19 protein-coding genes and 1 pseudogene are annotated in these 23,180 nt (G+C 72.5%); 7 read left to right on the top strand and 13 right to left on the bottom strand.

Going from position 1 to position 23,180, the window contains the following annotated elements:
* Positions 1–28 precede the first annotated feature (28 nt).
* The 5 genes from ACZ5GP_RS29350 to ACZ5GP_RS29330 form a co-directional block, all read right to left on the bottom strand.
* Positions 29–1,660, bottom strand: coding sequence for a phytoene desaturase family protein (locus tag ACZ5GP_RS29350; RefSeq protein WP_468753701.1), 1,632 nt, complete (start codon positions 1,658–1,660; stop codon positions 29–31).
* Positions 1,661–1,709: 49 nt separating this feature from the next.
* A complete protein-coding gene (locus ACZ5GP_RS29345; RefSeq protein WP_468753700.1) occupies positions 1,710–2,180 on the bottom strand; it encodes an SRPBCC family protein in 471 nt (156 codons plus the stop codon).
* 108 nt (positions 2,181–2,288) lie between these two features.
* Positions 2,289–3,383, bottom strand: coding sequence for an FUSC family protein (locus tag ACZ5GP_RS29340; protein ID WP_468753699.1), 1,095 nt, complete (start codon positions 3,381–3,383; stop codon positions 2,289–2,291).
* 115 nt (positions 3,384–3,498) lie between these two features.
* On the bottom strand, positions 3,499–4,395 hold the full coding sequence (locus tag ACZ5GP_RS29335) for an SDR family oxidoreductase (protein ID WP_468753698.1): 897 nt from the start codon (positions 4,393–4,395) through the stop codon (positions 3,499–3,501).
* A 174-nt stretch (positions 4,396–4,569) separates the two neighbouring features.
* Positions 4,570–6,078, bottom strand: coding sequence for a SulP family inorganic anion transporter (locus ACZ5GP_RS29330; protein WP_468753697.1), 1,509 nt, complete (start codon positions 6,076–6,078; stop codon positions 4,570–4,572).
* Between the two features lie 658 nt (positions 6,079–6,736).
* Here ACZ5GP_RS29330 and ACZ5GP_RS29325 point away from each other — a divergent pair.
* The 5 genes and pseudogenes from ACZ5GP_RS29325 (at position 6,737) to ACZ5GP_RS29305 (ending at position 11,088) form a co-directional block, all read left to right on the top strand.
* The gene (locus ACZ5GP_RS29325; RefSeq protein WP_468753696.1) at positions 6,737–7,378 is read left to right on the top strand and encodes a carbonic anhydrase; all 642 of its coding nucleotides are present in this window, start codon (positions 6,737–6,739) and stop codon (positions 7,376–7,378) included.
* A 54-nt stretch (positions 7,379–7,432) separates the two neighbouring features.
* The gene (locus tag ACZ5GP_RS29320; RefSeq protein WP_468753695.1) at positions 7,433–8,977 is read left to right on the top strand and encodes a SulP family inorganic anion transporter; all 1,545 of its coding nucleotides are present in this window, start codon (positions 7,433–7,435) and stop codon (positions 8,975–8,977) included.
* A gap of 80 nt (positions 8,978–9,057) precedes the next feature.
* Complete coding sequence (locus ACZ5GP_RS29315; RefSeq protein WP_358578769.1) at positions 9,058–9,219, top strand: hypothetical protein; 162 nt, start codon at positions 9,058–9,060, stop codon at positions 9,217–9,219.
* A gap of 99 nt (positions 9,220–9,318) precedes the next feature.
* A pseudogene (locus ACZ5GP_RS29310) lies at positions 9,319–10,539 on the top strand (hypothetical protein); the annotation flags it as partial.
* Positions 10,540–10,608: 69 nt separating this feature from the next.
* A complete protein-coding gene (locus ACZ5GP_RS29305) occupies positions 10,609–11,088 on the top strand; it encodes a glycine-rich domain-containing protein (RefSeq protein ID WP_468753723.1) in 480 nt (159 codons plus the stop codon).
* Positions 11,089–11,297: 209 nt separating this feature from the next.
* On the opposite strand, the gene ACZ5GP_RS29300 is transcribed toward ACZ5GP_RS29305, so the two are convergent.
* Positions 11,298–11,918: a DUF1579 family protein gene (locus tag ACZ5GP_RS29300; protein ID WP_468753694.1), complete on the bottom strand. Its 621-nt coding sequence runs from the start codon at positions 11,916–11,918 to the stop codon at positions 11,298–11,300.
* 305 nt (positions 11,919–12,223) lie between these two features.
* On the opposite strand from ACZ5GP_RS29300, the gene ACZ5GP_RS29295 reads away from it, so the two are divergent.
* Positions 12,224–13,537: a phytase gene (locus ACZ5GP_RS29295; protein WP_468753722.1), complete on the top strand. Its 1,314-nt coding sequence runs from the start codon at positions 12,224–12,226 to the stop codon at positions 13,535–13,537.
* A 16-nt stretch (positions 13,538–13,553) separates the two neighbouring features.
* Here ACZ5GP_RS29295 and ACZ5GP_RS29290 read toward each other — a convergent pair whose 3' ends face one another.
* The 7 genes from ACZ5GP_RS29290 to ACZ5GP_RS29260 form a co-directional block, all read right to left on the bottom strand.
* On the bottom strand, positions 13,554–15,206 hold the full coding sequence (locus ACZ5GP_RS29290) for an FAD-dependent oxidoreductase (RefSeq protein ID WP_468753693.1): 1,653 nt from the start codon (positions 15,204–15,206) through the stop codon (positions 13,554–13,556).
* A 64-nt stretch (positions 15,207–15,270) separates the two neighbouring features.
* Positions 15,271–16,185: an AurF N-oxygenase family protein gene (locus ACZ5GP_RS29285; protein ID WP_468753692.1), complete on the bottom strand. Its 915-nt coding sequence runs from the start codon at positions 16,183–16,185 to the stop codon at positions 15,271–15,273.
* A 145-nt stretch (positions 16,186–16,330) separates the two neighbouring features.
* On the bottom strand, positions 16,331–17,527 hold the full coding sequence (locus ACZ5GP_RS29280; protein ID WP_468753691.1) for an MFS transporter: 1,197 nt from the start codon (positions 17,525–17,527) through the stop codon (positions 16,331–16,333).
* Positions 17,505–18,077, bottom strand: coding sequence for a GNAT family N-acetyltransferase (locus tag ACZ5GP_RS29275; RefSeq protein ID WP_468753690.1), 573 nt, complete (start codon positions 18,075–18,077; stop codon positions 17,505–17,507). Before ACZ5GP_RS29275 ends, ACZ5GP_RS29280 begins: the two co-directional genes overlap by 23 nt.
* Entirely contained in the window at positions 18,074–19,252 is a 1,179-nt protein-coding gene (locus ACZ5GP_RS29270; RefSeq protein ID WP_468753689.1) for a type III PLP-dependent enzyme, read from the bottom strand. The genes ACZ5GP_RS29275 and ACZ5GP_RS29270 overlap by 4 nt, the downstream gene beginning before the upstream one ends.
* An 8-nt stretch (positions 19,253–19,260) precedes the next feature.
* Positions 19,261–20,580 carry a DUF6271 family protein gene (locus ACZ5GP_RS29265; protein ID WP_468753688.1) on the bottom strand — a complete coding sequence of 440 codons (1,320 nt, stop codon included), beginning with the start codon at positions 20,578–20,580 and terminating at the stop codon, positions 19,261–19,263.
* Positions 20,562–21,626 carry a phytanoyl-CoA dioxygenase family protein gene (locus tag ACZ5GP_RS29260; protein ID WP_468753687.1) on the bottom strand — a complete coding sequence of 355 codons (1,065 nt, stop codon included), beginning with the start codon at positions 21,624–21,626 and terminating at the stop codon, positions 20,562–20,564. The genes ACZ5GP_RS29265 and ACZ5GP_RS29260 overlap by 19 nt, the downstream gene beginning before the upstream one ends.
* A gap of 394 nt (positions 21,627–22,020) precedes the next feature.
* On the opposite strand from ACZ5GP_RS29260, the gene ACZ5GP_RS29255 reads away from it, so the two are divergent.
* Positions 22,021–23,172, top strand: coding sequence for an NHL repeat-containing protein (locus ACZ5GP_RS29255; protein ID WP_468753686.1), 1,152 nt, complete (start codon positions 22,021–22,023; stop codon positions 23,170–23,172).
* Positions 23,173–23,180: the final 8 nt, after the last annotated feature.

Raw genomic sequence — 23,180 nt, 5'->3', positions numbered from 1 at the left:
ACGCCGCCGGGGAAGGTGACGGCAGGGCTCAGGCCCGGCCCGTTTTGCGTCCGGTCCTGCTCCGGCGGCCGAGTGCGCGCTGGGCGGTGAAGAAGACGCCCGCGCCGAAGCGCGCCCGCAGGGCGGCCCGCGCGGCGTTGGCGCCCGGGGCGCCGTGCACCCCTCCGCCGGGATGCGCGGAGGCGGAGGCGAGATACAGGCCCGGCACCGGTGTCTCCGGACGGCCCGCCCCGGGCACCGGCCGGAACACGAGCTGCTGGTGCAGACTGGTCGTGCCGGAGTTGATCGCCCCGCCGTGCAGGTTGGCGTTCAGCGCCTCCAGCGTGGGCGGTGCCAGCACGCGCCGGGCGATGATCTGCTCGCGGAAGCCGGGCGCGAGCCGCTCGATCTGCGCCTCCACGCGGTCCGCCATCGCCTCGTTCTCCCGCTCGTCCCACCGGCCCGTCAGCGCGTCGTCCCCGGCGTCGCCCTTGATCCGCTGCGGTACGTGGGTGTAGGCCCAGGCCGACTCGGTGCCGGCCGGCGAGCGCGAGGGGTCGGCCGTGGTCATCTGGCCCACCAGGGCGAACGGCCTGTCCGGTACGAGACCCCGCGCGATCTGGGCGGCGAACCGCGTCAGCTCGTCCACGCCGTCGGCCACATGCACCGTCCCCGCCCCGCGTGCGGCCTGCGCCTCCCAGGGCACGGGCCGGGCCAGGGCCCAGTCCACCTTGAACGTGGCGAAGTCCCACTGGAAGCGGCGCACGTCGTCCATCACGCGCTGCGGCAGATGCGCGGCGTCGACCAGACCTCCGTACAGATCGGGGGCCGCCACATCGGCAAGCACCGCCTTGCGTGCCACGACGCCCTCCCCCGACGCGGTGCGCACCCCGACCGCACGGCCGCCGCGCACCACCACCTCGCTCACGCGTTCCCCGCAGCGCACGCTGACCCCGCGGCGCTCCAGGCGCCGCACGAGCGCGGCCGTCAGCGCGCCCGCGCCGCCCACCGGCACGGGGAAGCCGTAGCTCTGGCCGAGCATCGACATGATCCAGCCGAAGCCGCCGCTGCCCGCCGCCTCGGGCGCGAGGTCGGCGTGCAGGGCGTTGCCCGCCAGGAGCAGCCGGCCGCCCTCGCCCTCGAACTCCTCCTCGCCCAGACGCCGCACCGGCAGGACCAGGGAGCGGGCCGCTCGCAGGCCGCCGCCCGCCCTGACCCGCGCGGCGAGGCTGAGCGCGGAGCGCACCGGCGGGAACGGCGTGAACAGCGCCTCCACCAGCGGTTCCCGCAGGCGTTCCCACAGGTCGTACAGGCGCTCCCAGCCCTGGCCGTCGCCCGGGGCGAACGTCTCCAGCGAGTCACGGGTCAGGGCGCGGTCGCGGTCCAGCACCGCGCAGCGCCCGTCCGCCAGCGGATGGGCCAGCACGTGCTCGGCGTGCGACCAGCGCAGGCCGTCGCGTTCCAGGTCCAGCGCGGCCAGCACCGGCGAGGCGGCCGCCAGCGGGTAGAAGGCGCTGAACGTGTCGCTGATGTAGTCCGGGTGCACGCCGCGGTCGCTGCGCACGGCGCCCCCGGGCTCGTCCTGGGCCTCCAGGACGACGACGCTCCAGCCGGCGTCGGCCAGGACGTTCGCCGCCACGAGCCCGTTGGGCCCCGCGCCGATGACCACTGCGTCCGGCATGTCCACTCCCCTTTTGTCTCTTCTCCGGGTGCCCTGCCGGGCAGCCGGCTCAGGCCTCGGCGGTCCGCGGCCGGGCTCCGTGCGGGCGGGAGCCCTCTTCGACGACCTCCGCCAGGCGGCTCAGCATGCTGCGGTGCCGCAACTGGACGAGGGCGTCGGTCGCCGCGTTGTGCAGTGCGCCGCCCGGGCCCTGGAGCGGGTGCTCGTCGACGATCACCAGCGTGTGGGCGCCCCAGGAGCGCACCTCGATGGCGATGCGGGCCGTGCCGAGCGCGCCGCTGTACGCCTCCAGCTCCAGCCGGTCCGGTTTGGCCAGGTGGCGCACCACGGTGTGGCCGGCGAGTTTCCAGGGACCGACCCGGACGGTGTACTCCAGGCGCGAGCCGACCGCGGGCCACTCCGTGTCGAGCGGGCGCGAGTCATGCGTGCCGACCACCCAGTCGGCGTATCGGTGCGGGTCCTCCAGCACCTCCCACACCTTGGCGGGCGGGCTCTTGACCAACTGGTGGCGTACGGCCACGTCAGCCTCCTCGTCTGTGCCGACCGGTCCCGGCCGACGCGGGGCGGGTACCCGGACATTCCTTCTTCACCAGCCCACAGCAATCTCGTGCGCCACGCCACACGAGGGCTACCGGTCCTGCGGGCTCTCCGCGACGGGCGTCAGATCGCTCAGCAGCCGTTGCGTATCGGCGGCGAGGCCACCGAGGGCCGGGGTCGCCGCGGTGTCGGGGTCCTTGAGCAGGCCGGTCAGCCGCTCGTGCGCCTCCTTCGCCGTACGCAGGGCGCTGTGCCGCTGGCGGACCGTCTCGGGGGCGTTCCGCGGCTCCGTGGGTGCGGCGTCGCTCTCGTCGAGGGCGCAGATGTCGCCGGCCGCCCGGAGCAGCTCGGCCAGGATGCCCGGCGCTTCCTTCGGCAGGTCGGCGAGCGAGGGGCGGTCCTCGCCCGTCTCGGCGAGGGTGCGCACCGTCGTCCTGATGTGCTCCGTGATCCGGTCCCAGGTGAAGTCCCAGTCCGGCGAGGGCGGGGTCGGCACGGAGCGGCGCAGCTTGCGGCCGGGGTTGAAGCGGTAGCTCTCGTCGGTCCAGCGGCGCGCGGTGCGCAGGTCCGTCACGAGGTCGGTCAGCCGCTGCGCCCGGTCGTACCACCCCTCGGCCTTCTTCGGGTCGAAGGGCTCCTCCTCGATGCCGTCCGCGACGGCGCGCAGCAGCTCGGCGCTCTCCTTGGGCAGCCGGTCGCGCAGGTGCCGCACGTCGCGTCCGTGGACCGGGGGCAGGATCAGCGCGTTCACGGCGATGCCGATGAGGGCGCCGAGCAGTGTCTCGAAGAGGCGGTGCAGGATGTCGAAGGCCGAGTACGTCCCGTACGCGAGGACGAACAGCGCGGCGGTCGGCGCGTACATCCCCTGGGTGCCGAAGCGGGCGTAGGTGCTCAGCAGGACGGTGACGGGCAGGACGATGGCCATGGCGGCGAGGGAGTTGTTGCCGGTCAGGACCGCCGCTCCCGCCGCCAGGAAGGTGCCCACCATGACGACCGCGAACTGCTGCATCGCCGAGCGCAGTGAGCGGTAGACGGTGCTCTGCACGAGGAAGAGTGCCGTCCAGGGCGCGAGGAGCGCCATCGGCGCGCTCCACCACCAGCCGGCCAGTGCCCAGGCGAGCACTCCGGCGCCGGCCGCCTTCAGCGACTGCACGGTCGTGTCGCGTTCCGGTCCCGAGGTCGTCACGGCCCTGCGGACGGACTGCCGCAGGGCCGCGATTTCCCAGGTCAGTGCATTCCACCGAATGGCGGTGGCCTCCTTACGTCGTTGGCTCCGGGCGCCGTCGGCTGCGACGTGCCGGTCACGGCAGCGGCGTGCCGCCGGTGGCGTTCATGACCTCGGCGGTGATGAAGCTCGCGTGGTCGGAGGCCAGGAAGACGTAGGCAGGTGCCATCTCGGCGGGCTGCGCGGGCCGCCCCAGGGGCGCCTGTTTGCCGAACTCCTTGGTGTCGGGCAGCGTCGCGGGGATCAGCGGCGTCCACACCGGGCCCGGCGCGACCGCGTTGACGCGGATGCCGTCGCCGACCAGCATCTGGGCGAGCCCCTGGGTGAAGGTGACGATGGCGCCCTTGGTCATGGCGTAGTCCAGCAGGTGCGGGCTCGGCTTGTACGCCTGCACGGACGTGGTGTTGATGATCGAGCCGCCCGCGGGGATGTGCGGCACGGCCATCTTGCAGAGCCAGAACATGCCGTAGAGGTTCGTCCGTACGACCCGGTCGAACTGTTCGGTCGTGATGTCACCGATACCTTCCGGCTGGGACATCTGGTAGGCGGCGTTGTTGACGAGGATGTCGATGCGGCCGAACTCCGTCACCGCCCGCTCCACGAGCCTGCGGCACTGCTCCTCCTCGCGGATGTCGCACGGCACGGCGAACGCCTGCCGTCCGGCGTCCTCCACCAGGCGCGTCGTCTCCCGGGCGTCGCCCGCCTCCGACGGCAGATGGGTGAAGAGGACGTCCGCGCCCTCGCGTGCGAAGGCCAGGGCCACCGCGCGGCCGATGCCGGAGTCGCCGCCGGTCAGCAGGACCTTGCGGTCCTTCAGCAGGCCGCTGCCCCGGTACGACTCCTCGCCGTGGTCGGGCGGCGGGTCCATGGGTCCCGTCCAGCCGGGCGGCTCCTGGTCCTGCTGCGGGAAGTCGGGCCGGGGGTGGCGGGTGGTCGGGTCCTGTCCGCCCTGTGCGCCGGGGGTGTCGTTCATCAGCTGCGCCTTCCTGGTCGTCCCTTCACACCCTCCGCTCCAGGGGCGGCTCCCACCACTTGGGCGTGGCGGGCCGCGTGTGGGCCGCCGAGGGCGGCCACCTGGCCGGGGGAACCTCCGGGTGCCCGGGTGCGCGGACGTGAAACCGCGCTGTCAGGGAGGCAGGGGCGCAGGTCAGTGGCCGGTGAGTTCGCCGCTGAGCTTCTCGTGGAGGTGGGCGCTCGGCTGGTTCAGGCCGATGATTCCGACGCTCTTGCCGCGTTGGCGGTACTTCGATTCGATCGCGTCGAGGGCGGCGACGGACGAGGCGTCCCAGATGTGGGCGGCGGTGAGGTCGATGACGACCACGTCGGGGTCCGTGCCGTAGTGGAACTGGCCGACGAGGTCGTTGGCGGAGGCGAAGAACAGTTCGCCGGTGACGGTGTAGACGACGCTGGCCCCGTCCGGGGCGGTGACCGAGGTGACGTGGGCGAGATGGGCGACGCGCCGGGCGAAGACGACCATGGCGGTGACGGAGCCGACGACGACGCCGACGGCGAGGTTGTGGGTGGCGACCACGCACGCGACGGTGATGAGCATGACCGCGATCTCGCCGGCCGGCATGCGCCGGAGCGTCCTCGGGGCGATGGAGTGCCAGTCGAAGGTCGCGAAGCAGACCATGACCATGACGGCGACCAGGGCGGCCATGGGGATGTCGGAGACGAGCGGGCCGAAGACGATGCAGAGCACCATCAGGAACGAGCCCGCGAGGAACGTGGACAGGCGGGTGCGGGCGCCGGACACCTTCACGTTGATCATCGTCTGGCCGATCATGGCGCAGCCGCCCATGCCGCCGAAGAAGCCGGTGGCGATGTTGGCGATGCCCTGGCCGATCGACTCGCGGGTCTTGGAGGAGTGGGTGTCCGTGATCTCGTCGACCAGCTTGGCGGTCATCAGGGACTCCATCAGGCCGACCAGCGCCATGGCGAGCGCGTACGGCGCGATGGTCGTCAGGGTGTCCATGGTGAACGGCACGTCGGGCAGGCCCGGCACGGGCAGCGACGAGGGCAGCTCGCCCTTGTCGCCCACGGTCGGCACGGCGATGCCCGCCGCGACCGTGATGGCGGTGAGGGCGGTGATGGACACGAGCGGCGCCGGGATCGTCCGGGTGACCTTCGGGAGGAACACCATGAGGACGAGGCCGCCGGCGAGCAGCGGGTAGACGGCCCAGGGCACGTCGTGCATCTCGGGGACCTGCGCCATGAAGATGAGGATGGCGAGGGAGTTGACGAAGCCCACCATCACGCTGCGGGGCACGAACCGCATCAGCCTGGCGACGCCGAGCGCGCCGAGGACGATCTGGAAGACGCCGGCCAGGATGACGGCGGCGACGAGGTGGCCGAGGCCGTGTTCGCGGTTGAGCGGGGCGATGACCAGGGCGACGGCGCCGGTAGCGGCGGAGATCATGGCGCGTCGCCCGCCGACGATCGAGATGGTGACGGCCATGGTGAAGGACGCGAACAGACCGATCGCGGGATCGACCCCGGCGATGATCGAGAAGGAGATCGCCTCGGGGATCAGGGCGAGGGCGACGACGAGCCCGGCCAGGACTTCCGTGCGCCAGACCCGGGGGTCACGGAGCCAGTCGGGGCGCAGACCGCGCAGGCGCGCGGCCGGGGACGGGGACGGGGCAGGAGAGGACAAGAGGGCGGGGACCTGTCGTGCTCGGGCACGCCTGGCATGGGGAGGGGCGTGCGGGAAGGAACGGAAAGGAAGCGGAAGGCCGGGCGCCTGCCCACAGGGCCCGCTGACGGCGGGAGAAGTCCGTGCGCGGAGTGACAGGGGCCGGGCCGGGAGGGCCCGCGCCGCCCAAGGATCGGCCCCGCGAGTTCGGACGCGGACCGGTGCGCGGGACTGCGAGCGCGCTGCGGGTGAAGGTCCCGGGCCCTTCAGGGGCGGAGCTTCACGGCGGGCAGACGGCGGAGCCGGTCGCCAGCGACTTGCGCACGCTCTCTCCTGCGGGGTGATGGATCTTCGCGGGGGCACCGTCGGCCCCTGAACGCCGGTCAAGCCTACCGTGCCGGCCGGACGCCCGAGGGCGAGCCTTGCCCAACGGTTCATGTCTGGACCAATCCGCAGGTCAGCGACGGTAATTACTCATTCTTTGGCAAGAATTTGCTCTGTCATCAAAGGTTAATGTGATGGCAAAGTGGGGGTCACGCCGCCCGACCAGGCTGCGTACCGGGCGACCCGGTGCCCGCCGCCACAGCGGCCGGGCACCGCCCCCTCCCCCCACCTCGTCATCGACCCGACCACACCGCGTCCCCGGCGCCCGCCGGAGAGACGCAGGAGGCAGGCCACCGTGAAGTCACTGATCGACAACGCCCGCTCGTTCGCCGCGACGCACGTCGCGGACCCCCGCAACACCGCCGCCTTCGAAGCGCTCGGTGCCGGCCAGTCCCCCGAGGCCCTCTTCGTCACGTGCTCCGACTCGCGTGTCGTCCCGGCCCTGATCACCGGAGCGCGCCCCGGCGAACTCTTCGAACTCCGCACGGCGGGCAACGTCGTGCCGCCCTACCCCTCGTCCGATCACCCCGACCGCGCCGGCCACCCCCTGAGCGAGGCGGCCACCATCGAGTACGCCGTCCGTGTGCTCGGCGTCCGTGACATCGTCGTCTGCGGGCACTCGCACTGCGGCGCGGTGGGTGCTCTGGTGCGCGGCGAGGACCTGTCGGCCGTGCCGGCCGTGCGCGACTGGCTGGAGCACTCCGTCGCTCCGGACGACGCCCTGCGCTCCCTCATACCCACCTCGCCCGATGTGGCCGAGGCCGTGCAGACCCACGTACTGGCACAGCTGGAGAGACTGCGCGCGTACCCCTGCGTCCGTGAGCGCGTCGCCGACGGCGCCCTCGCCCTGCACGCCTGGTACTACGAAGTGCACACCGGCACCGTCAGTGCCCACCGTCCGTCGTCCGACGGCCGCCCGGCGTTCGGTCCCCTGTGAGGACCGCCGCAGCCTCCCGTCCGGCCCGCTCCCACGACAGGACCCCCCACCCTCATGTCCTCCTTCCTCTCCCCCTTCCGCGAACTGCGTGAGCCCGGCGTCCTGCGCCAGGACGTCCTCGCCTCGCTCGTCGTCTTCCTCGTGGCCCTGCCGCTGTGCGTCGGCGTGGCCGTGGCCTCCGGTGTCCCCGCCGAACTGGGTCTGGTCACCGGCATAGTCGGCGGCCTCGTCGTCGGCTGCCTGCCGGGCAGCGCCCTCCAGGTGAGCGGGCCCGCCGCCGGTCTGACCGTGCTCGTCTTCGAGGCGGTGCAGGAGTTCGGCCTCGGCATGCTCGGCGCGATCGTGCTGCTCACCGGCGCCCTCCAGATAGCCCTCGGCCTGCTGCGGTGCGGCCGGTGGTTCCGCGCGATATCCGTCTCCGTCGTCCAGGGCATGCTGGCGGGCATCGGCCTCGTGCTCATCCTCGGACAGCTCTACACCATGGCCGGGGCGGAGCAACCCCGTTCCGGCATCGACAAGTTCGCCGGGCTGCCCGGGCTGCTCGCGGACGTCCTGAGCGACACCGCGTCCCTGACCGCCGCGGCCGTCGGACTCGGCACCATCGCCGTGCTCGTGCTCTGGCCGAAGCTGCCCGCCGCGGCCGCGCGCACGGTGCCCGCGCCGCTGGCCGCCGTCGCGCTGGCCACCGCCGTCGTCGCCGGGTTCGGCCTGGACGTGGCGAACGTGACGGTGCGGGGGCTGGTCGACGCCGTGCAGCCGCCGGGCCTCGGCGATCTGGCCGGCCTCGGGGGCGTGGCCGTGCTCGGCACCGTCCTGGCGTTCACCCTGATCGCCTCCGCCGAGTCGCTGTTCAGCGCCGCGGCCGTGGACCGCATGCACGACGGCCCCCGCACGCACTACGACAAGGAGCTGGTCGCCCAGGGCGTCGGCAACACGGTGTGCGGTGTGCTCGGGGCCCTGCCGATGACCGCGGTCATCGTCCGCAGCTCCGCCAATGTGCGGGCCGGGGCCCGCACCCCGCTCTCGCGGATCCTGCACGGTGCGTGGCTGCTGCTGTTCGCCGTGCTGCTGCCCACGGCGCTCGGCATCATCCCGCTGGCGGCGCTCGCGGGTGTGCTGGTGCACGCGGGCTGCAAGCTCATCCCCTTCAAGGAGATCGTCCCGCTCGCCCGCGCCCATCGGGGCGAGGCCTTCGTCCTCGCCACCACGGCGATCGCCATCGTCGTGACCAACATGTTCGAGGGCGTGCTGCTCGGCCTCGTCCTGGCCGTCGTCAAGTCCGCCTGGGAGACCTCCCATGTGCACGTCGACGTACGGGAACTGCCCGGCGGCCGGCAGATCGTGACCCTCACGGGGAACGCCACGTTCCTGCGGCTGCCCCGCATCCTGGAGACGCTGGAGGCCCTGCCCAAGGACCGGCCCACTGAACTCGACCTGACCGTCGTGCGCCACCTCGACCACGCCTGCCGCACCGCGCTGGAGAACTGGGCCCTGCGGCACAACGACAGCGGCACGGAAGCCGTACGCATGAGGCTCCCGCAGGCGTCCGCCGACCCGGCCGAGGAACCCGAGCGTGCCGAGGCCCGGGCACACGGCTGACCGGCCCCCTACGGCCGACTCCGGTCGGCCACCTCTACCACCGCACACAGCAACTCAACCATCTCTCACGGAGGTTCATCATGGAGCAGCTCATCAAGCGGATGACGGAAGAGTCCGTGTGGCAGAAGTGGGTGGCCGCCAACTCGGCCTCGGGCGCGCGGTCCGCGAAGGACGGCTGCATCAGCGCGGCACCGAAGAGCGGTTGCATCAGCGCCACCGGCAAGACCGGCTGCATCTCCTGAACCGGTAACGCCCGGGGCCGCCGCCGCGACCGTTCACGTCCCGGCGGCGGCCCCGCTCCCTCGCCCCTTCCGCCGTCGCCAGATCGCCCCGGAGCCGCCTTGAACCCCGTGCCGAGCGCCGAAGTCCTGGACCACGTCCGGGACATCCCCCTCTACCGCGCGTCCGTCGAGCGCGGAGACTTCCCGATTCTCGAGAAGCCGGAGATCGCCCGGGACTTCCCCGCCAACTGGATGACCCCGGAGCTGTCCCGCGCCCTGGAGACGGGCGAGGCCGAGTACGTGCTGTCCACCGGGACCAACCACGCCCGCATGCGGCTCATCCGGCCCCCGTACTTCCTGCTCCGCTCCTACTACCGGCTGTGGAGCGAACACCCCGATCTCGGGCCCCTCTGGCACGACGGCGCCCGGCGGATCTCGCTGACCACCGTCCTCGCCACCGAGCACGTCACCCGCGTCAACGCCGCCAAGCCCGGGGCCACCCCCGGTGAACGCTGGCTCGACGACCGCACCCTGTATCTCAACCTCCGTCTCGACCCCGCCGATTGGGACCGCGCCGAGGTCGAGCGGATGCTGGCGGAGATCCGTGAGGTCGCCGCCGAGCACCCACGGGGCGCGTACCTCCTGGACTGTTCCGGGTACCACCTGGCCCATCTGGTCCGCAAAGTCACCGAAGAGGACTTGTGGGACCGCTTCCCGCAGCCCGCCGGCATCGTGCACGCGTACGAGTACACGCCGCTGAACGTGCGCGCGTACCTGCGGGAGCACTTCGACTGCCCGGTGGTCGACCTGTTCGGCAGCACGGAGCTGGGCTACCTCTTCTACAGCGACGCCGACGGCGGCTACCGCCCCTACCTGCACGACATGAGCGTGGAGCTGATCCCCGTCGAGCCCGGCAGCGGCATCCACAGCCTGATCGTCACCAGCGTCCGCAACCCCTACATGCCGCTGGTCCGCTACCGCTCCGGCGACTGCGTCCGCACCCGTGACGGCAGCGACGACCCGGAGCGGATCGTCTCCTTCTGCGGCCGCGAGAAGGAGCTGCTCGCCGCGCCCGACGGACCCGTCGCCCAGGCGGACCTCGACGCCCGCGTCGCCGCCGTCTGTCCCCGGGTGTTCCTGCACCAACTGCGCCTGACCGGTGCGGGACGCTGCCGGCTGTGGTGCACGACGTTCGACGGCGCACCGCTCACCCCGGGCGAGGTGACCGAACTGGCCGCGGCGGTGGAGAAGCTCACCGGCCGTGCGTGCGAGGTGGAGCACCGCGCCCATGTGCCCATCGGGCGCTCGGGGAAGTACGCCTGGCTCGTCACCGCCACCGCCACCGAGGGCCCCGATGGCCGGGCGGCCACTGCCGCCGAAGCGTCCCGCCGGGCCCCCACCTGCGAAGAGCTGCTCGGAGCGGACCTGCATGCCGAGGTGGTGCGCCACTTCGCCGCGAAGCCCGGAGCACCGGACACCGCCCACGTCACCCACCAGGTCCGCGAGTGTCTGCGCTACCTCTACCTGATCTCCCGTCATCCCGACCGGCTCGGCGGCCTCTTCCTCCCGGTGGAGCAGGACATCGACGAGATCTGGCACTACCTGATCCTGCAGACCCGCGAGTACCGCGAGCTGTGTGAACAGCGCCTGCCCGGCGGGCACTTCATCCACCATCGCAGCATCTCGTACGACGCCTACCAGGCGGACCCGGGCCGCGAGAAGGCCGCCGAGGAGGCGCTGCGGTGGATCCCCCTCTACACCGAGTCGTTCGGCCCCTTCGACGCGGACGCGCTGCCGCACTGGACGGTCGTGCGGTTCCTGCACGAGGAACTGGGCATGCCCCTCACGGAGATCGCCGCGCTTGGAACGTCCCGCGAGCATGCGCTATGATCGATCTTGAGCTCGCCGCCGGAAATCCGGCTCCGGGCCCGGCGTTGGTGGTCCAAGGAAAGGCGCCCCACTTCCTGTGGGGAGATGCAGGTGCAAGGCCTGCCCAGCGCTCGTGACAGGCCCCGGTTTCCGTGACGGAGACCGGGGCCTCGTGTTTGCCCCCTGTCCCCCTGCCCTTCCCGAGTCCCCGGCTTCCCCGGGGGCGGGCCTCACCTCTTGCGGTGGCAGTCCTGGGTGTCGAGCAGCTCCCACGTCCCGTTCTTCTCGATGTGCTCGCGAATGGTGAAGCGGTCCTCGTCGACGCGGGTGATGTCCCGCTTGATGGCCACCGGCCGCTGCGCCTCACCGAGCGCGTAGGTCCCGGTGAGGACGAAGTGGCCCTGCCGCCAGCCCGGGGAGGTCGAGGTGCCGCGCATACCGGCGTCGTCGAAGTAGTAGGAGACGAACCGGCCGTCGACCCGGTCCCACCCGAGCACCCAGCTCCCCCGGACCCGTCCGCTCTTCCGCTCCCGCACCTGCGTCAGGTCCAGCTGGTAGTAGTGGCCGCCCAGAATGGGGCGCACCCGGGCGGTGCGGAGCGAGCCCGTGGCGAACAGGCAGCGCAACGTGCCGAGCAGGAAATCCAGTTCACGCATGCGTTCCGAGGGCGGCGGCGCGCTCGTCGGCAGCGCCCGGGCCGCGGCCCCGGCCGAGGAGGCGCCGAGCAGGACCGCGCCGGCCGCGGTGGCGACCGTACCGAACCGCACCCGCCGCCACCCCGTGCGGGAGCCGGTCCGCCACCCCGGGGCGTAACCGCGCGGGGCGTGAAAACCCCTGTTCTCTGTAGCCATCGTTCCCCCATCCATCCGGAAGTCGACCGGCGGTTGACACCGGTCATCAGGTGGCGCTTGGCAAAGGATCACCGCCTCATGACTGATTACCGCACCAATTCGATCGATTAAGGGCCATATGCGGCAGCGGTTCGCCCCGAAAGTAGTCATGAACGGTCGACGGTAGTCACGAACGGTCGACTCCATTTGTTCATACGCCGCACTAATTGACGTTGTGTTATTTGTCGGCAACTCTTCATCCAGGGATCACACACTCGCCGCGTCGCACTTCGCGACCTGCCTGATGAAGGAGTTCCCTCGTGGTCATGGACCGCCCCGCCCGGTCGACAACGCTCGTCCTCGCCACGGCGCTCGCGGCGCTCACCGCGGCCGCCCTGCCGGTGCACGCCGTGGAGGAGCAGGGCCGCTCGCGTGCCACCCTGCCCGCCGTCACCCCGGTCGCCGAGACCCCGGCCCTGCACGACGACGAGGCGGGCGGCGACGCCGACGCGGACGACCCGGCGATCTGGCGCAATGCCGCGGACCCCGCCCGCAGCCTGGTGATCGCCACCGCCAAGCAGGGCGGGCTGCGCGTCTACGACCTGCACGCCCGCGAGGTGCAGTCCGTGCCGGCGCCCGCCGCGCCCGGCCCGGACCACGCGCCCGGCCGCTTCAACAACGTCGACCTGGTGCACGGCCTACGCCTGCCGACCGGCCGCGCCGACCTCGCCGTGACCAGCGACCGGGGCAGCGACCGGCTCCGCTTCCACCGCATCGACGGCAACCGCCCCGGCGCCCCGCTCACCGATGTCACGGACCCGGCCGCCCCGCCCGTGTTCTCCTCCTCGCAGGAGGAGATCGACGAGCAGCGCACCGCGTACGGCCTCGCCACCTGGACCGACAAGTCCACGGGCCGCTCCTACGCCCTGGTCAGCCGGCGGGAGCGGTCCACCCTCGCACTGCTCGAACTCACCCCCGCCGCCGGCGGCAAGGTCGGGTACCGCAAGATACGCACCCTTGACCTGCCCACCGACTTCCGCCTGCCGAACGGCACTTCGTGGTCCCCCTGCGGTGAGCCGGGCGAGCTGCCGCAGGTCGAGGGCATGGTGGTGGACCCGGCGAACGGCATGCTGTACGCAGGGCAGGAGGACGTCGGCGTGTGGCGCGTGCGCGCCGATCTGACCGGCACGCCGAAGCTCGTCGACAAGGTCCGTGAGTACGGCGTCCCCGGCACCTACGACGAGGAGACCGAGGAGTGCGTCGCGGGCGCCGACCCCGGCTACGGCGGCACCCGCGTCACCGCCGACGTCGAGGGGCTGACGCTGCTCACCGAGCAGGACGGGGACGGTTACCTCCTCGCCTCCAGCCAGGGCGACAACACCTTCGTCGCCTATGACCGCGAGGTGTCCGACGCCAACGAGTACGAGGGCGGCTTCCGCGTCGCGGCGGCCTCCGCCACCCTCGACGGCTCCGAGGAGTGCGACGGCGCCGCCGCGCTCGCCGCGCCGCTCGGCCCCGACTTCCCCGACGGCCTGCTCGTGGTGCAGGACGGCCACGACGCCCCCGGGGACGGCGAACGCCCCTCCACAAACTTCAAGTTCGTGGACCTCGGCGACGTCAAGGACGCCCTGGAGGACTGACCGCCGCGGGGCGCGCTCAGCGCGGCAGGCCCCCGCGCCTCGACCTGGCCGCGGCGACGAGTTCGTCGACCGTGGCCAGTTTGACCCGGGGGCGCCCCGCGCGCCGGCCCCGCTCGGTCTCGGCCCGCTCGATCGCGGCCAGACCGCGTGCGTCCACCACCCGGCGGTTGCGGCGGCGGGCCAGGCGGTGGAAGGCCCGCGTGGGGTGGCGGGGCTCGGGCAGGCTCCCGGCGACGGCATCGGAGAGCAGGGCGGAGACCGTCTCGGCGGCGCAGGTGCGGTTGGCGCCGATGCCGCCGGTGGGGCCCCGTTTGATCCAGCCCACGACGTACGTCCCCGGCCGCCCGGTGACGCGGCCGCCCTCGTGCGGCACGGTGCCGCTGCTCTCGTCGAAGGGCAGGCCCGCCACCGGCGTGCCCCGGTAGCCGATCGCGCGCAGCATCATGCCCGCCGGCAGGGTCGAGGCCCCCTCGTCGGACACGACGCGCACGGCCTCCACCCGGTCCTCGCCGAGGACTTCGGCGGGCGCGCAGTGGAAGCGCAGGACGATGCGCCGCCCGGGATCCGGCGGCCGCGTCCAGTCCACCCGCCGCCGGCCGACACCGCGCAGGACGGCCGCCTTGCCCGGCGGCTCCGCCGCATCGACGGCAGGGGCGATCCGCGGGTCGTGGTCGTCCACCACCAGCTCCACCCCCGGCAGGTGCTTGAGCGCGAGCAGTTCGGACCTGGTGTACGCCGCGTGCTCGGGCCCGCGCCGGGCGAGCAGGACCACCTCGCGGACGCGGCTGTCGCGCAGCGCCGCGAGGGCGTGGTCCGCGATGTCGGTGCGGGCCAGGGCCTCGGGACCGGCGAGCAGGATGCGGGCCACGTCCAGGGCGACGTTGCCGTTGCCGACCACGACCACGCGCTCCGCCGACAGGTCGATGCCGTCGGGGCGCGCGTCGGGGTGGGCGTTGTACCAGGCGACGAAGGCGCTCGCGGAGAGGCTGCCGGGCAGGTCCTCGCCGGGGACCGACAGGCGGCGGTCGGTGGACGCGCCCACCGCGTAGATCACCGCGTCGTGGTGCGCGGCGATCTCCTCGGCGGTGACGTCGGTTCCCACGTCGAGCCCCAGGTGCATCCGCACCCTGGGGTGCGTGTGGAAGCGGGCGAAGGTGTCGCCGACCTTCTTCGTCGCGGGGTGGTCGGGTGCCACGCCGTGGCGCACGAGACCCCCGGCCACCGGCAGCCGGTCGATCAGCGTCACCTCCGCGTTCGTGTGCAGCAGCAGGTCCTGCGCGGCGTACATGCCGGCCGGTCCGGTGCCGACGACGGCGACCTTGAGCGGCGGGAAGTCCGCGGGCAGCACCCGGGGGAAGTCCGGCTCGTCCCAGGAGTGGAAGTTCGGCCCCTCGCGGTCCGGCGCGGGCGCCCCGCTCCGCTCGAAGTACGCCGCGTTGATGGCGCCGTACTCCCGCTGCTCGGCGGGCAGGCGGTCCACGGGGAAGATCGCGTCGACGGGGCAGGCGTCGGCGCAGGCGCCGCAGCCTATGCAGGTCTGCGGGTCTATGTGCAGCATCTCCGTGCTGCCGAAGGCCCGTTCCTGCGGAGTGGGATGGATGCAGTTGACCGGGCACACGGCCACGCAGGTGGCGTCGGCGCAGCAGGTCTGGGTGATGGCGTAGGTCATGTTCGTGGGCTCGGCTCGGCTCGGCTCGACGGGATCAGCGGGATCGGCTCGGACGCGGTACGGCTCAGATCAGGTGGGCCCGCTCGTAGAAGACCAGCGCCGGCTTGGTGAGCAGGCGGCACGAGGCCAGGAACTCCATGAGCCCCGCGCAGCTGGCCCGCATCATGGACTTGTGGTGCTCGTTGGCCTTCGCCTCGGCCAGGGCGCGCTTCTCGTCGAGTCCGGCGTTCGCGTAGACCTTGGGGTTCACCATGCTGGTGACGATGACGTACGACGCGATGGCGACCACCAGGGCGTTGATCCGGCGGCGCACCCGGCCCGCGCCCGCGAGCCGCTTGCGCGTCTGGTCGCGGGCGAACTTCATGTGCCGCGACTCCTCGACGACATGGATGTTGTTGATCGTGCGTACGAACGGCACGACCCGCTCGTCCCGCATCCAGTCGCGCTGCATGACGTCGAGGACCTCTTCGGCCACGAGGATCGCGGCGTACGCGGCCTCCCCGAAGGCGACCGACTTGAAGACCCTGCCCAGTTCGACGGCGAGCCGGTGCGGCCGGTAGGCGGGCGCGCCGAGCTTCTCGGCACCGCGGGCGAACATGATCGAGTGGCGGCACTCCTCGGCGATCTCGGTGAGCGCCCACTGGACCTCGGTGCTCGTGGGGTCCTTCGCGTAGACGTCGCGCAGCACCATCTGCTGGAGGATCATCTCGAACCAGATGCCGGTGCTGGCCACCGACGCGGCTTCCTGCCGGGTCAGCTCCTTGCGCTGCTCCTCGGTCATCTCCTGCCAGTACGCGGTGCCGTAGAGCGTGCACCACTCGGGGCTCGCCCCGTGGAAGTCACGGTCCAGCGGCGTCTCCCAGTCGACCTCGGTGGCCGGGTCGTACGCCAGGACGGCGGCGGAGTCGAGCAGCCGCCCGGCTATGTCGCCCTCCGGGGACTGCTCCTGTGCGCTCGGCCGAACAGTGCTGCCTGCCATGTCGCGGCTCCTTGACTGAAGACGTCAGGGCAGGGACCGCGGCGCCCCGCACGGCACGCCGCGACCCCCTTGTTAGACAGACCGTATAACAAGGGGGTCGGGTAGGCCTACCCTCAAGTAGCAACGAGGGTGCGGCATGGAGGAACTAGGTGCGGCTCACCGGCTCGGCCGTCGCCGGTGCGGGCCAGCGGATGCGCGTACTGCACGCGGACACGACCAGCGCCGAGGCCGCGACGGCGGCGAAGCCCCACACCAGGCTGCCGGCGTGGGCGATGAAGCCGATCAGCGGCGGCCCGGCGAGCAGCCCCGTCGTCCCCATGGCGGCGACCAGGGTCAGCGAGTCCGAGCCCTGGCCCGCCGCGGCCACGTAGACGCACGGGGTGACGGCCGCGATGCCGAGACCCACGCAGGCGAAGCCGAGCAGCGCCGCCACCAGTCCCCCGCCGGCCAGGGCGAGGATCAACCCCGCGCCCGCCAGCGCGCTGCCCACCCGGACGACGCGGCCGTCCCCCCAGCGGCTGCGCCAGCCGTCGGCGAAGAGGCGGGCCACGACCATCATTCCGGAGACGACGGCGATGCCGAGGGGCGCCACTTCGGCGGGGGCGCCGGCGACGTCCTTCAGGTAGAGCGCCGACCAGTCGTTCATGGCGCCTTCGGTGACGGTGCCGAAGGCCATCGCGACGCACATCCACAGCGTCACGCGGGAGGGCAGGGCCCACTTCCCGGCGCGCTTCCTCTCCCCCTTCGCGGCTGTCGGCGCCGGGAGTCGGCCGTCCGTCAGCAGGCCGGTCCGCGCGTACGCCACGAGGAGGAGCAGGATCGCCGCGGCCGCCGCGAAGTGCGCGGTGACCGACGTGGTCACCGCGTTCATGCCGGAGGCGAGCAGCGCGGCGAGCAGGGAGCCGCCGCTGAACGTGGCGTGCAGCCGGGCCATGGCGTTGCGTTCGAAGGCGGCCTCGAGCGCGGCCCCCTGGGCGTTCATGGCGACGTTGAGGCAGCCCACGAGGACGCCGTCGACGCACATGACCAGCAGCGCGAGGGGGTAGTTCGGCGCTGCGGCCAGTGCCGGGAGCGCCAGCGCCAGGCCGAGCGCCGACAGCGTCGCGAGGCGCCGCGAGCCGAGGCGCCGCATCAGCGCGGCCACCAGGGGGAAGGACACCGCGGCGCCGACTCCCGCCGCCATCAGCAGCACGCCGACCTCCGCCGCGCTCAGACCGAGACCGCTCTTGAGGGCGGGGATGCGCGACGCCCAGGTCGCGTACTGGAAGCCGAGCGAGCAGAACAGGGCCGCGATCGCCAACTGGCCCCGATGGAAAGGATCACGCACGCGGAGCACCCGCATCAGCCCACTTCTCCGATTCTCGGCGCGGCGCCGGCCCGGCCGGCACCGCCCTGGACATGTACACGGCGGTCGGACCGTATCCGGCCGGGGTCACGGGCCCGGCGGTGAACCCGCGGGCCGACCAGAACGTCTCGCTGCCGCCGACGGCCACCAGGGAGATCCGCTCGTACCCCTGGGTACGAGCCGTGGTCGTGAGGTGGGTCAGCAGGAACCGGGCGAGGCCCTGGTGCCGCAGGTCCTCCGCGACGACGATGTCGTGCAGATGCAGGTTGCGCGACGGGAGCGCGGGCCCGGCCTCGGCGCCCCGCAGGTGCGGGTAGGCGGACTCGGGGTAGGGCAGGGCCAGCAGGTAGCCCGCCAGCCGGCCGGTCAGGTCCAGCGCGAAACAGGTGGTCGGCGACGCGCTCACCTTGGCCTCCAGCGCGGCCCGGCCCTCCGACAGGCCGAGGCGGCGGTAGGCACCGCGTTCGAGGACGGTGATGTCCGGCCAGTCGTCGGCGGCGATGTGGCGTATCCGGGGCGCGTGGTCCACGCGTCTGTCGTGGTTCACGTGTCCCCGCCGTCTATCCAGGTGTACGGCAGCGGGCGGAAGCCGTTGAAGCCTTGCGTCATGTAACTGGTCGCGTACGCGCCACAGGACAGCACCCACACCGGATCGCCCGAGGCCAGCGCCTTGGGCACCGGGACCAGGCCGTCCTCGTGGGAGAAGGCGTCGTCGCTGTCGCAAGTGGGGCCCGCCACCACGGCCGGGACGGACTCGGCGCCTCGGTGGGAGGGGAAGACGAGGCGGTACTGCACCTGGTCCATCTCGTACAGGCCGTTGAACTTGCCGCAACTGAGGTACAGCCAGTACTGCCGTTCGCCGTCCGGTCCGCGGCGGGCCGCCAGCCGGGAGACGTGGGCGCGGATGGCCCCGTGGTCGGCGATGAGGTAGCGGCCGGGTTCGACGACGTAGCCGAGCCGGTGGCCCGGGATCTGTCCGAGGCGCGCCATGCCCTCGCGGATCACGGCGAAGATCTTGTCCATCGGGGGGTCGAGCGCCCTGCCGTGCTTGTCGCGGTAGCCGAGGGCGGGCAGTCCGCCGCCGAGGTTGACGTGGTCCAGGGGGATGCCGCGCCGGGCCAGGGCGTGGAGCACGTCCGCGATGCGGTCGAAGGCGTCGCGCCAGGCCTCGGCCGTCATCTGCTGGGAGCCGACGTGCACGGACAGGCCCGCGGGGACCAGACCCAGCTCGCGGGCCCTGCCCAGCAGGGCGACGGCGTCCTCGGGCGAGCAGCCGAATTTGTTGCTGAGCCCCCAGAGCGCGCCGTCGCCGGTGGTCGCGAGGCGGCAGAACACCCGGGCACCGGGGGCGTGCCGCGCGAGCGCGGTCACGTCCTCCAGGCTGTCGGTCGCGAAGTCCCGCATGCCCAGGCGGTGGGCGTCGGCGATGTCGCGGTCGGACTTGACGGTGTTGCCGTAGTGCATCCGGCGCGCAGGGATCCCGGCGCGCAGGGCCTGTTCCACCTCGTGGGGGCTCGCCGCGTCGACGCCGCAGCCGCGTCCGGCGAGGCGGGTGAGCACCTCGTCCACCGGGCAGGCCTTCATGGCGAAGCGGACGGCGACACCGGGCAGTTCGCGGCGCAGCGTCTCGTAGCGCTCCTCGATGCCCGGCAGGTCGAAGACGATCTGGTCCTCGGCGGCGGCCGCGAGCGCGTCGAACAGCGGAACGGTCTCGTGCGTCATCGTGGCGCTCATCCGGGCTGTCCCGCCGGCCGGATCGGACCGGCGTCCTTGGCCGCCCGGACCAGGGGCTCCCAGGCCTCGATCAGCAGGGCGAAGTCCTCGATGTCGCCGCGCGCCTCGTCCAGGAGACGCTCGCGGCGGGCGGCGAGGAGGTCGGCGAACTGCTCGTACCTGCCGCCGAGTCTGCGGTAGGCGGTGTCCACGCGCTCCAGGCGTTCGACGTTCTCGGCGCGGTCGAGTGCGGTGCTCTGCCTGACCAGGGCGGCCACAAGGGAGCCGCGGACCTGGCCCCGCTCGTCCAGGAGCGTCTCTCCGGCCTCGGCCATGCGCTCGTAGATGACGTTGAAGTAGAGCATCGACAGGAAGAACTTGACGAAGCGCGTCTGGTACGCGACGAAGCCGGCGTCGGTCCTGCGCTCCGGGGTGTAGAAGTTGACGATGTCGCGGTTGTGCAGGACGCCCGGCAGCGCGGCGTCGTGGACGAGGTGGATGAGGAAGTAGTCGCTGCCGATGGTGTCGGTGGCGGGTGGCAGCGGCACGCGTTCGTGCACGCCGTGGAAGCTGATGTTGCACATGTCGACGCGCATGGGGTCGACCAGGGTCAGCGTCGCCCGGTCGTGGGTGAACCGCTCGGTGCCGGCGCCCCGGAAGGAGTCGTCGACGAGTTCCCGCTTCTGCTCGTCGCTCCAGTGGCCGGGCGCCCAGAGGCCGACCACGTCGTAGTAGACCTCAGGGTCCAGGGCGCGTATCTCGCCGATGTCCACGGACAGTTCGCCCACGAAGGAGCCGCCGACCATCGACACCCGTTTGTGGGCGTGGCGATCGTCGAGGGCGGTGTGCACGGCGCCGCGCGCCGCGTCGGCCGCGCGCTTGCCGAGCGATGCCAGCTCGTGGTGGACGGGGAAGACGGGCGCGCCGTCTGCGCTCTGGTACTCGCTGTCGGAGTCCCTGCGGTGCACGGACTCGCAGCCGAGCGCGGCGGCGAGCAGGAACGCGCGGTTGGTGCAGGCGCCGTACGAGAGCCGGGCGGGAAGCATGAGCTCCAGCAGCAGCGCGGGTTTGGCGTTCCCGGACCCGGCGATCACCCGGCGCAGGAAGTCCCGCTGCTCCGGCTCGCCGAGGTGGTGGGTGACGACGCGCGGGACGTCACCGAGGGCGCGGACGGCCCGCTCGTGCGCGGCGAAGGTGTCGGGGTCGGAGGAGTCGAGGATCAGCAGGTGCACCTCGACGTCGAAGTGAGCGGCGGCGTAGGCAGCTTCCGCGCCGATCGCCGCGATGGTCTGCGGGCAGGCGCGGTTGGTGGGCAGGGTCAGGCAGATGCGGCGCATGCGGCGTCCCCGATCGGCTGGTCGGTGTCCCGCCCGGTCCAGGACTTCAGGCCCAGCAGCTTCTCGCCCAGGTCGTTCAGGGTGGCGGTGCCGTAGCGCAGGGACTCGTGCTGGTCGGCGTCGCCGACCAGCGTGGCGTTCCAGGTGGGGGTGGTGAGGTGGCGCCAGGAGTCGATCCGGGAGCGGCGCAGCTCCTCGTGGGTCTCCAGGGCGGGCATCATCGACAGGTACTGGACGGCGCGCACGCCGTTCGCGGAGGTGTTGGGGGCGACGCCGTGCGCCAGCAGACCGTTCCAGATCAGCAGGTCGCCGGCCTCCAGTTCGGGCCGGACGACGGGCATGTCGTCCTGGTCGACGGCGGGGCGGATGGGGTCGCGGTCGTCCGGCTGGAGGGCCTTCCAGCGGTCGAAGCGGCGGAACAGCTCGGGGCAGCACTGGAAGCCGCCGTGCTCGGGCCGGGTGTCGTCCAGGGCGATGATGCCCTGGACGCGCTGGGGCAGCACGCCGAGGGTGGTGTCGACGTCCCAGTGGAGGTTGATGTCGAAGCCGCGCTCGGTGGGGGCGATCAGGGAGCGGGAGCGGTTCTTGACGTTGGGCGGGTTGAGGTTGAGCCGGTCCAGTGTCACCCACAGCTCGTCGCAGTCCCAGACGTCGGTGAAGGCGTCGTAGACCCGCCGCGTCTGGCGGCTGTCCCAGATCAGCTGGTGGTGGTAGGCCTCGACGAAGCCGTAGACGTGCAGCTCCCGGTCCAGGTCCGAGCGGAACTCGCGCTCCTCGTACCAAGTCTCGGGGCGGCCCCGGTCGAGCCCCTGGAACTCCCAGGCGAAGTCCAGCAGCTCCTTGGCCGCCCGCGTGGGGATGGCCTGCTTCACGACGACGTAGCCGTACGTCTGCCAGAAGGCGAAGTCCTCCTCGGAGAGCACCTTGAGCGGCCGCGTCTTGGTCAGGTCCCGCAACTGGGTCTGCGCCAGGTAGGTCTCGCCGTCGGCGCTGAAGTACGGGACGTCGCCGGGGGCTCGGTGGAGGTAGCGGTCGGAGGCTGGCATGGCGGGCTCCAAAATTCGGTCTGTTCCGGGGCGGGCACGGCGGCGGGGGTCTCGTCCCCCCGGGAGGTCCGCGCCGGGCCGGCGGGCCGCTTCAGGTCGGCCGGGGCGGCGCGTGTCACATCCGCCCCACGTCGAACTTGCGTACCATCAAAATGGACTAGACCAACGACCGCTGTCAACAATTGACTTGGGCGCCTTGTCGATGAATACGACGATATTCGCCCCCGGTTCACGCACGCTTCACATCAGGCCCGGGTGGAATTTTTGGCTTCAACTGCCCTGCGGAAAAAGCTAGTTGGCGGCCGAATCCGGCGCTCACGCGCATTGACGCCCTATGGCCCCCGGTTCAGGGTGTTGCCCATAGCGAAGCCACGCACCCGAGGAGATGCCTCTCATGCGAAGACGTGCCGTTGTCCGTGGACTCGCCACCGCCGGGGCGGCGCTCGCCCTGCCCGCGCCGTTGGCCGACATGGCCGCGGCCCGGTCCGGAGCAGCCGCCCCCCGGGCCGGAACGACCGCGGTCCGGCCCGGTACGGCCGCCGCGTCCTGGCAGGAAGTGCCCGCCCCCGCGGGTACCCCGGCCGCTCGCCTCCTCGGGGTGGCCGCCGCGGGCCCCGACCTGGCCTGGGCCGTCGGCCAAGAGGGCATCGACAACACAAGGCGGGGCACCGCCCTCGCCCGGAGCTGGGACGGTGCCCTCTGGTCGGCGACGGACCTGTCCCATCTGACGTACGCCTCCTTGCGGGCGGTCGCCGTCGGCGCCGGGGGCGGCGCGGCCTGGGCCGTCGGCACCGACGCCGCGGGGCACGACCAGCTGCTCACCTGGGACGGCACGACCTGGCGCGAGGCCTCCTTCCCCGGACGCGGCGAGGCGGGAACACGGCTGACGGATGTCGCCGCCGGCCCCGACGGCCGGTTCTGGGTGTCGGGGCGGCACGGCGACCGGGCGGGGCTGCTGCGCGGCGACGGCACGGCATGGCGCTGGTGCCGGCCGCTGCCCGACGAGGCCGCGCCGACGCCGGACGGCGTGCAGGTCACGCCCGGCGGGGAGGTATGGGTGTTCGGCGACGTCATCGCCCGCTACGACGGCGCCTGGACGGTGATTCCCCGCCTGCTCGGCATCCGCGCCTCGGTCTCCGGCCTGTTGCCCGTCGCCCACGACGACATCTGGCTGACCGGCTGGGCCTACGGGATCGGCGGCCCGCCCGGCAAGCCGCCGGGCGTCCGGCTCGAACACTGGGACGGCACGCGGTGGAACGATGTGCAGGCGCCCTTCGGCGTCGGCATGCTGACCTCCGTCGTCGGGGATGCGCGGGGCGGGCCGGACCGGATCTCGGGCTGGGACTTCTGGGATCAGAAGCGTGCCCACTACCTGCGTTGGGACGGCACGGCCTGGGTGAGCGAGCGGGGGCCCCAGGCGGCTTCCGCGGCCCTGCCCGTGGCGCTCGCGCGCGTCCCCGGGACCGACGGCGGCCTGTGGTCGGTGGGCACGGACTCCTTCTCCCCCTACCCACCGGCCCAGATCCGCGTGGAACGCCTCGGCTGACGCCGGGT

It is taken from the genome of Streptomyces sp. NPDC031466 (assembly GCF_055581265.1).
This window is presented reverse-complemented; position numbering and strand designations above follow the sequence as displayed.

What these genes read in the sequence shown, in the direction of transcription:
- ACZ5GP_RS29350 (WP_468753701.1), bottom strand. Translation starts at nt 1,660, where the DNA reads ATGCCGGACGCAGTGGTCATCGGCGCGGGGCCCAACGGGCTCGTGGCG.
- ACZ5GP_RS29335 (WP_468753698.1), bottom strand. Translation starts at nt 4,395, where the DNA reads ATGAACGACACCCCCGGCGCACAGGGCGGACAGGACCCGACCACCCGC.
- ACZ5GP_RS29320 (WP_468753695.1), top strand. Translation starts at nt 7,433, where the DNA reads ATGTCCTCCTTCCTCTCCCCCTTCCGCGAACTGCGTGAGCCCGGCGTC.
- ACZ5GP_RS29315 (WP_358578769.1), top strand. Translation starts at nt 9,058, where the DNA reads ATGGAGCAGCTCATCAAGCGGATGACGGAAGAGTCCGTGTGGCAGAAG.
- ACZ5GP_RS29300 (WP_468753694.1), bottom strand. Translation starts at nt 11,918, where the DNA reads ATGGCTACAGAGAACAGGGGTTTTCACGCCCCGCGCGGTTACGCCCCG.
- ACZ5GP_RS29295 (WP_468753722.1), top strand. Translation starts at nt 12,224, where the DNA reads ATGGACCGCCCCGCCCGGTCGACAACGCTCGTCCTCGCCACGGCGCTC.
- ACZ5GP_RS29290 (WP_468753693.1), bottom strand. Translation starts at nt 15,206, where the DNA reads ATGACCTACGCCATCACCCAGACCTGCTGCGCCGACGCCACCTGCGTG.
- ACZ5GP_RS29285 (WP_468753692.1), bottom strand. Translation starts at nt 16,185, where the DNA reads ATGGCAGGCAGCACTGTTCGGCCGAGCGCACAGGAGCAGTCCCCGGAG.
- ACZ5GP_RS29280 (WP_468753691.1), bottom strand. Translation starts at nt 17,527, where the DNA reads ATGCGGGTGCTCCGCGTGCGTGATCCTTTCCATCGGGGCCAGTTGGCG.
- ACZ5GP_RS29270 (WP_468753689.1), bottom strand. Translation starts at nt 19,252, where the DNA reads ATGACGCACGAGACCGTTCCGCTGTTCGACGCGCTCGCGGCCGCCGCC.
- ACZ5GP_RS29265 (WP_468753688.1), bottom strand. Translation starts at nt 20,580, where the DNA reads ATGCGCCGCATCTGCCTGACCCTGCCCACCAACCGCGCCTGCCCGCAG.
- ACZ5GP_RS29260 (WP_468753687.1), bottom strand. Translation starts at nt 21,626, where the DNA reads ATGCCAGCCTCCGACCGCTACCTCCACCGAGCCCCCGGCGACGTCCCG.
- ACZ5GP_RS29255 (WP_468753686.1), top strand. Translation starts at nt 22,021, where the DNA reads ATGCGAAGACGTGCCGTTGTCCGTGGACTCGCCACCGCCGGGGCGGCG.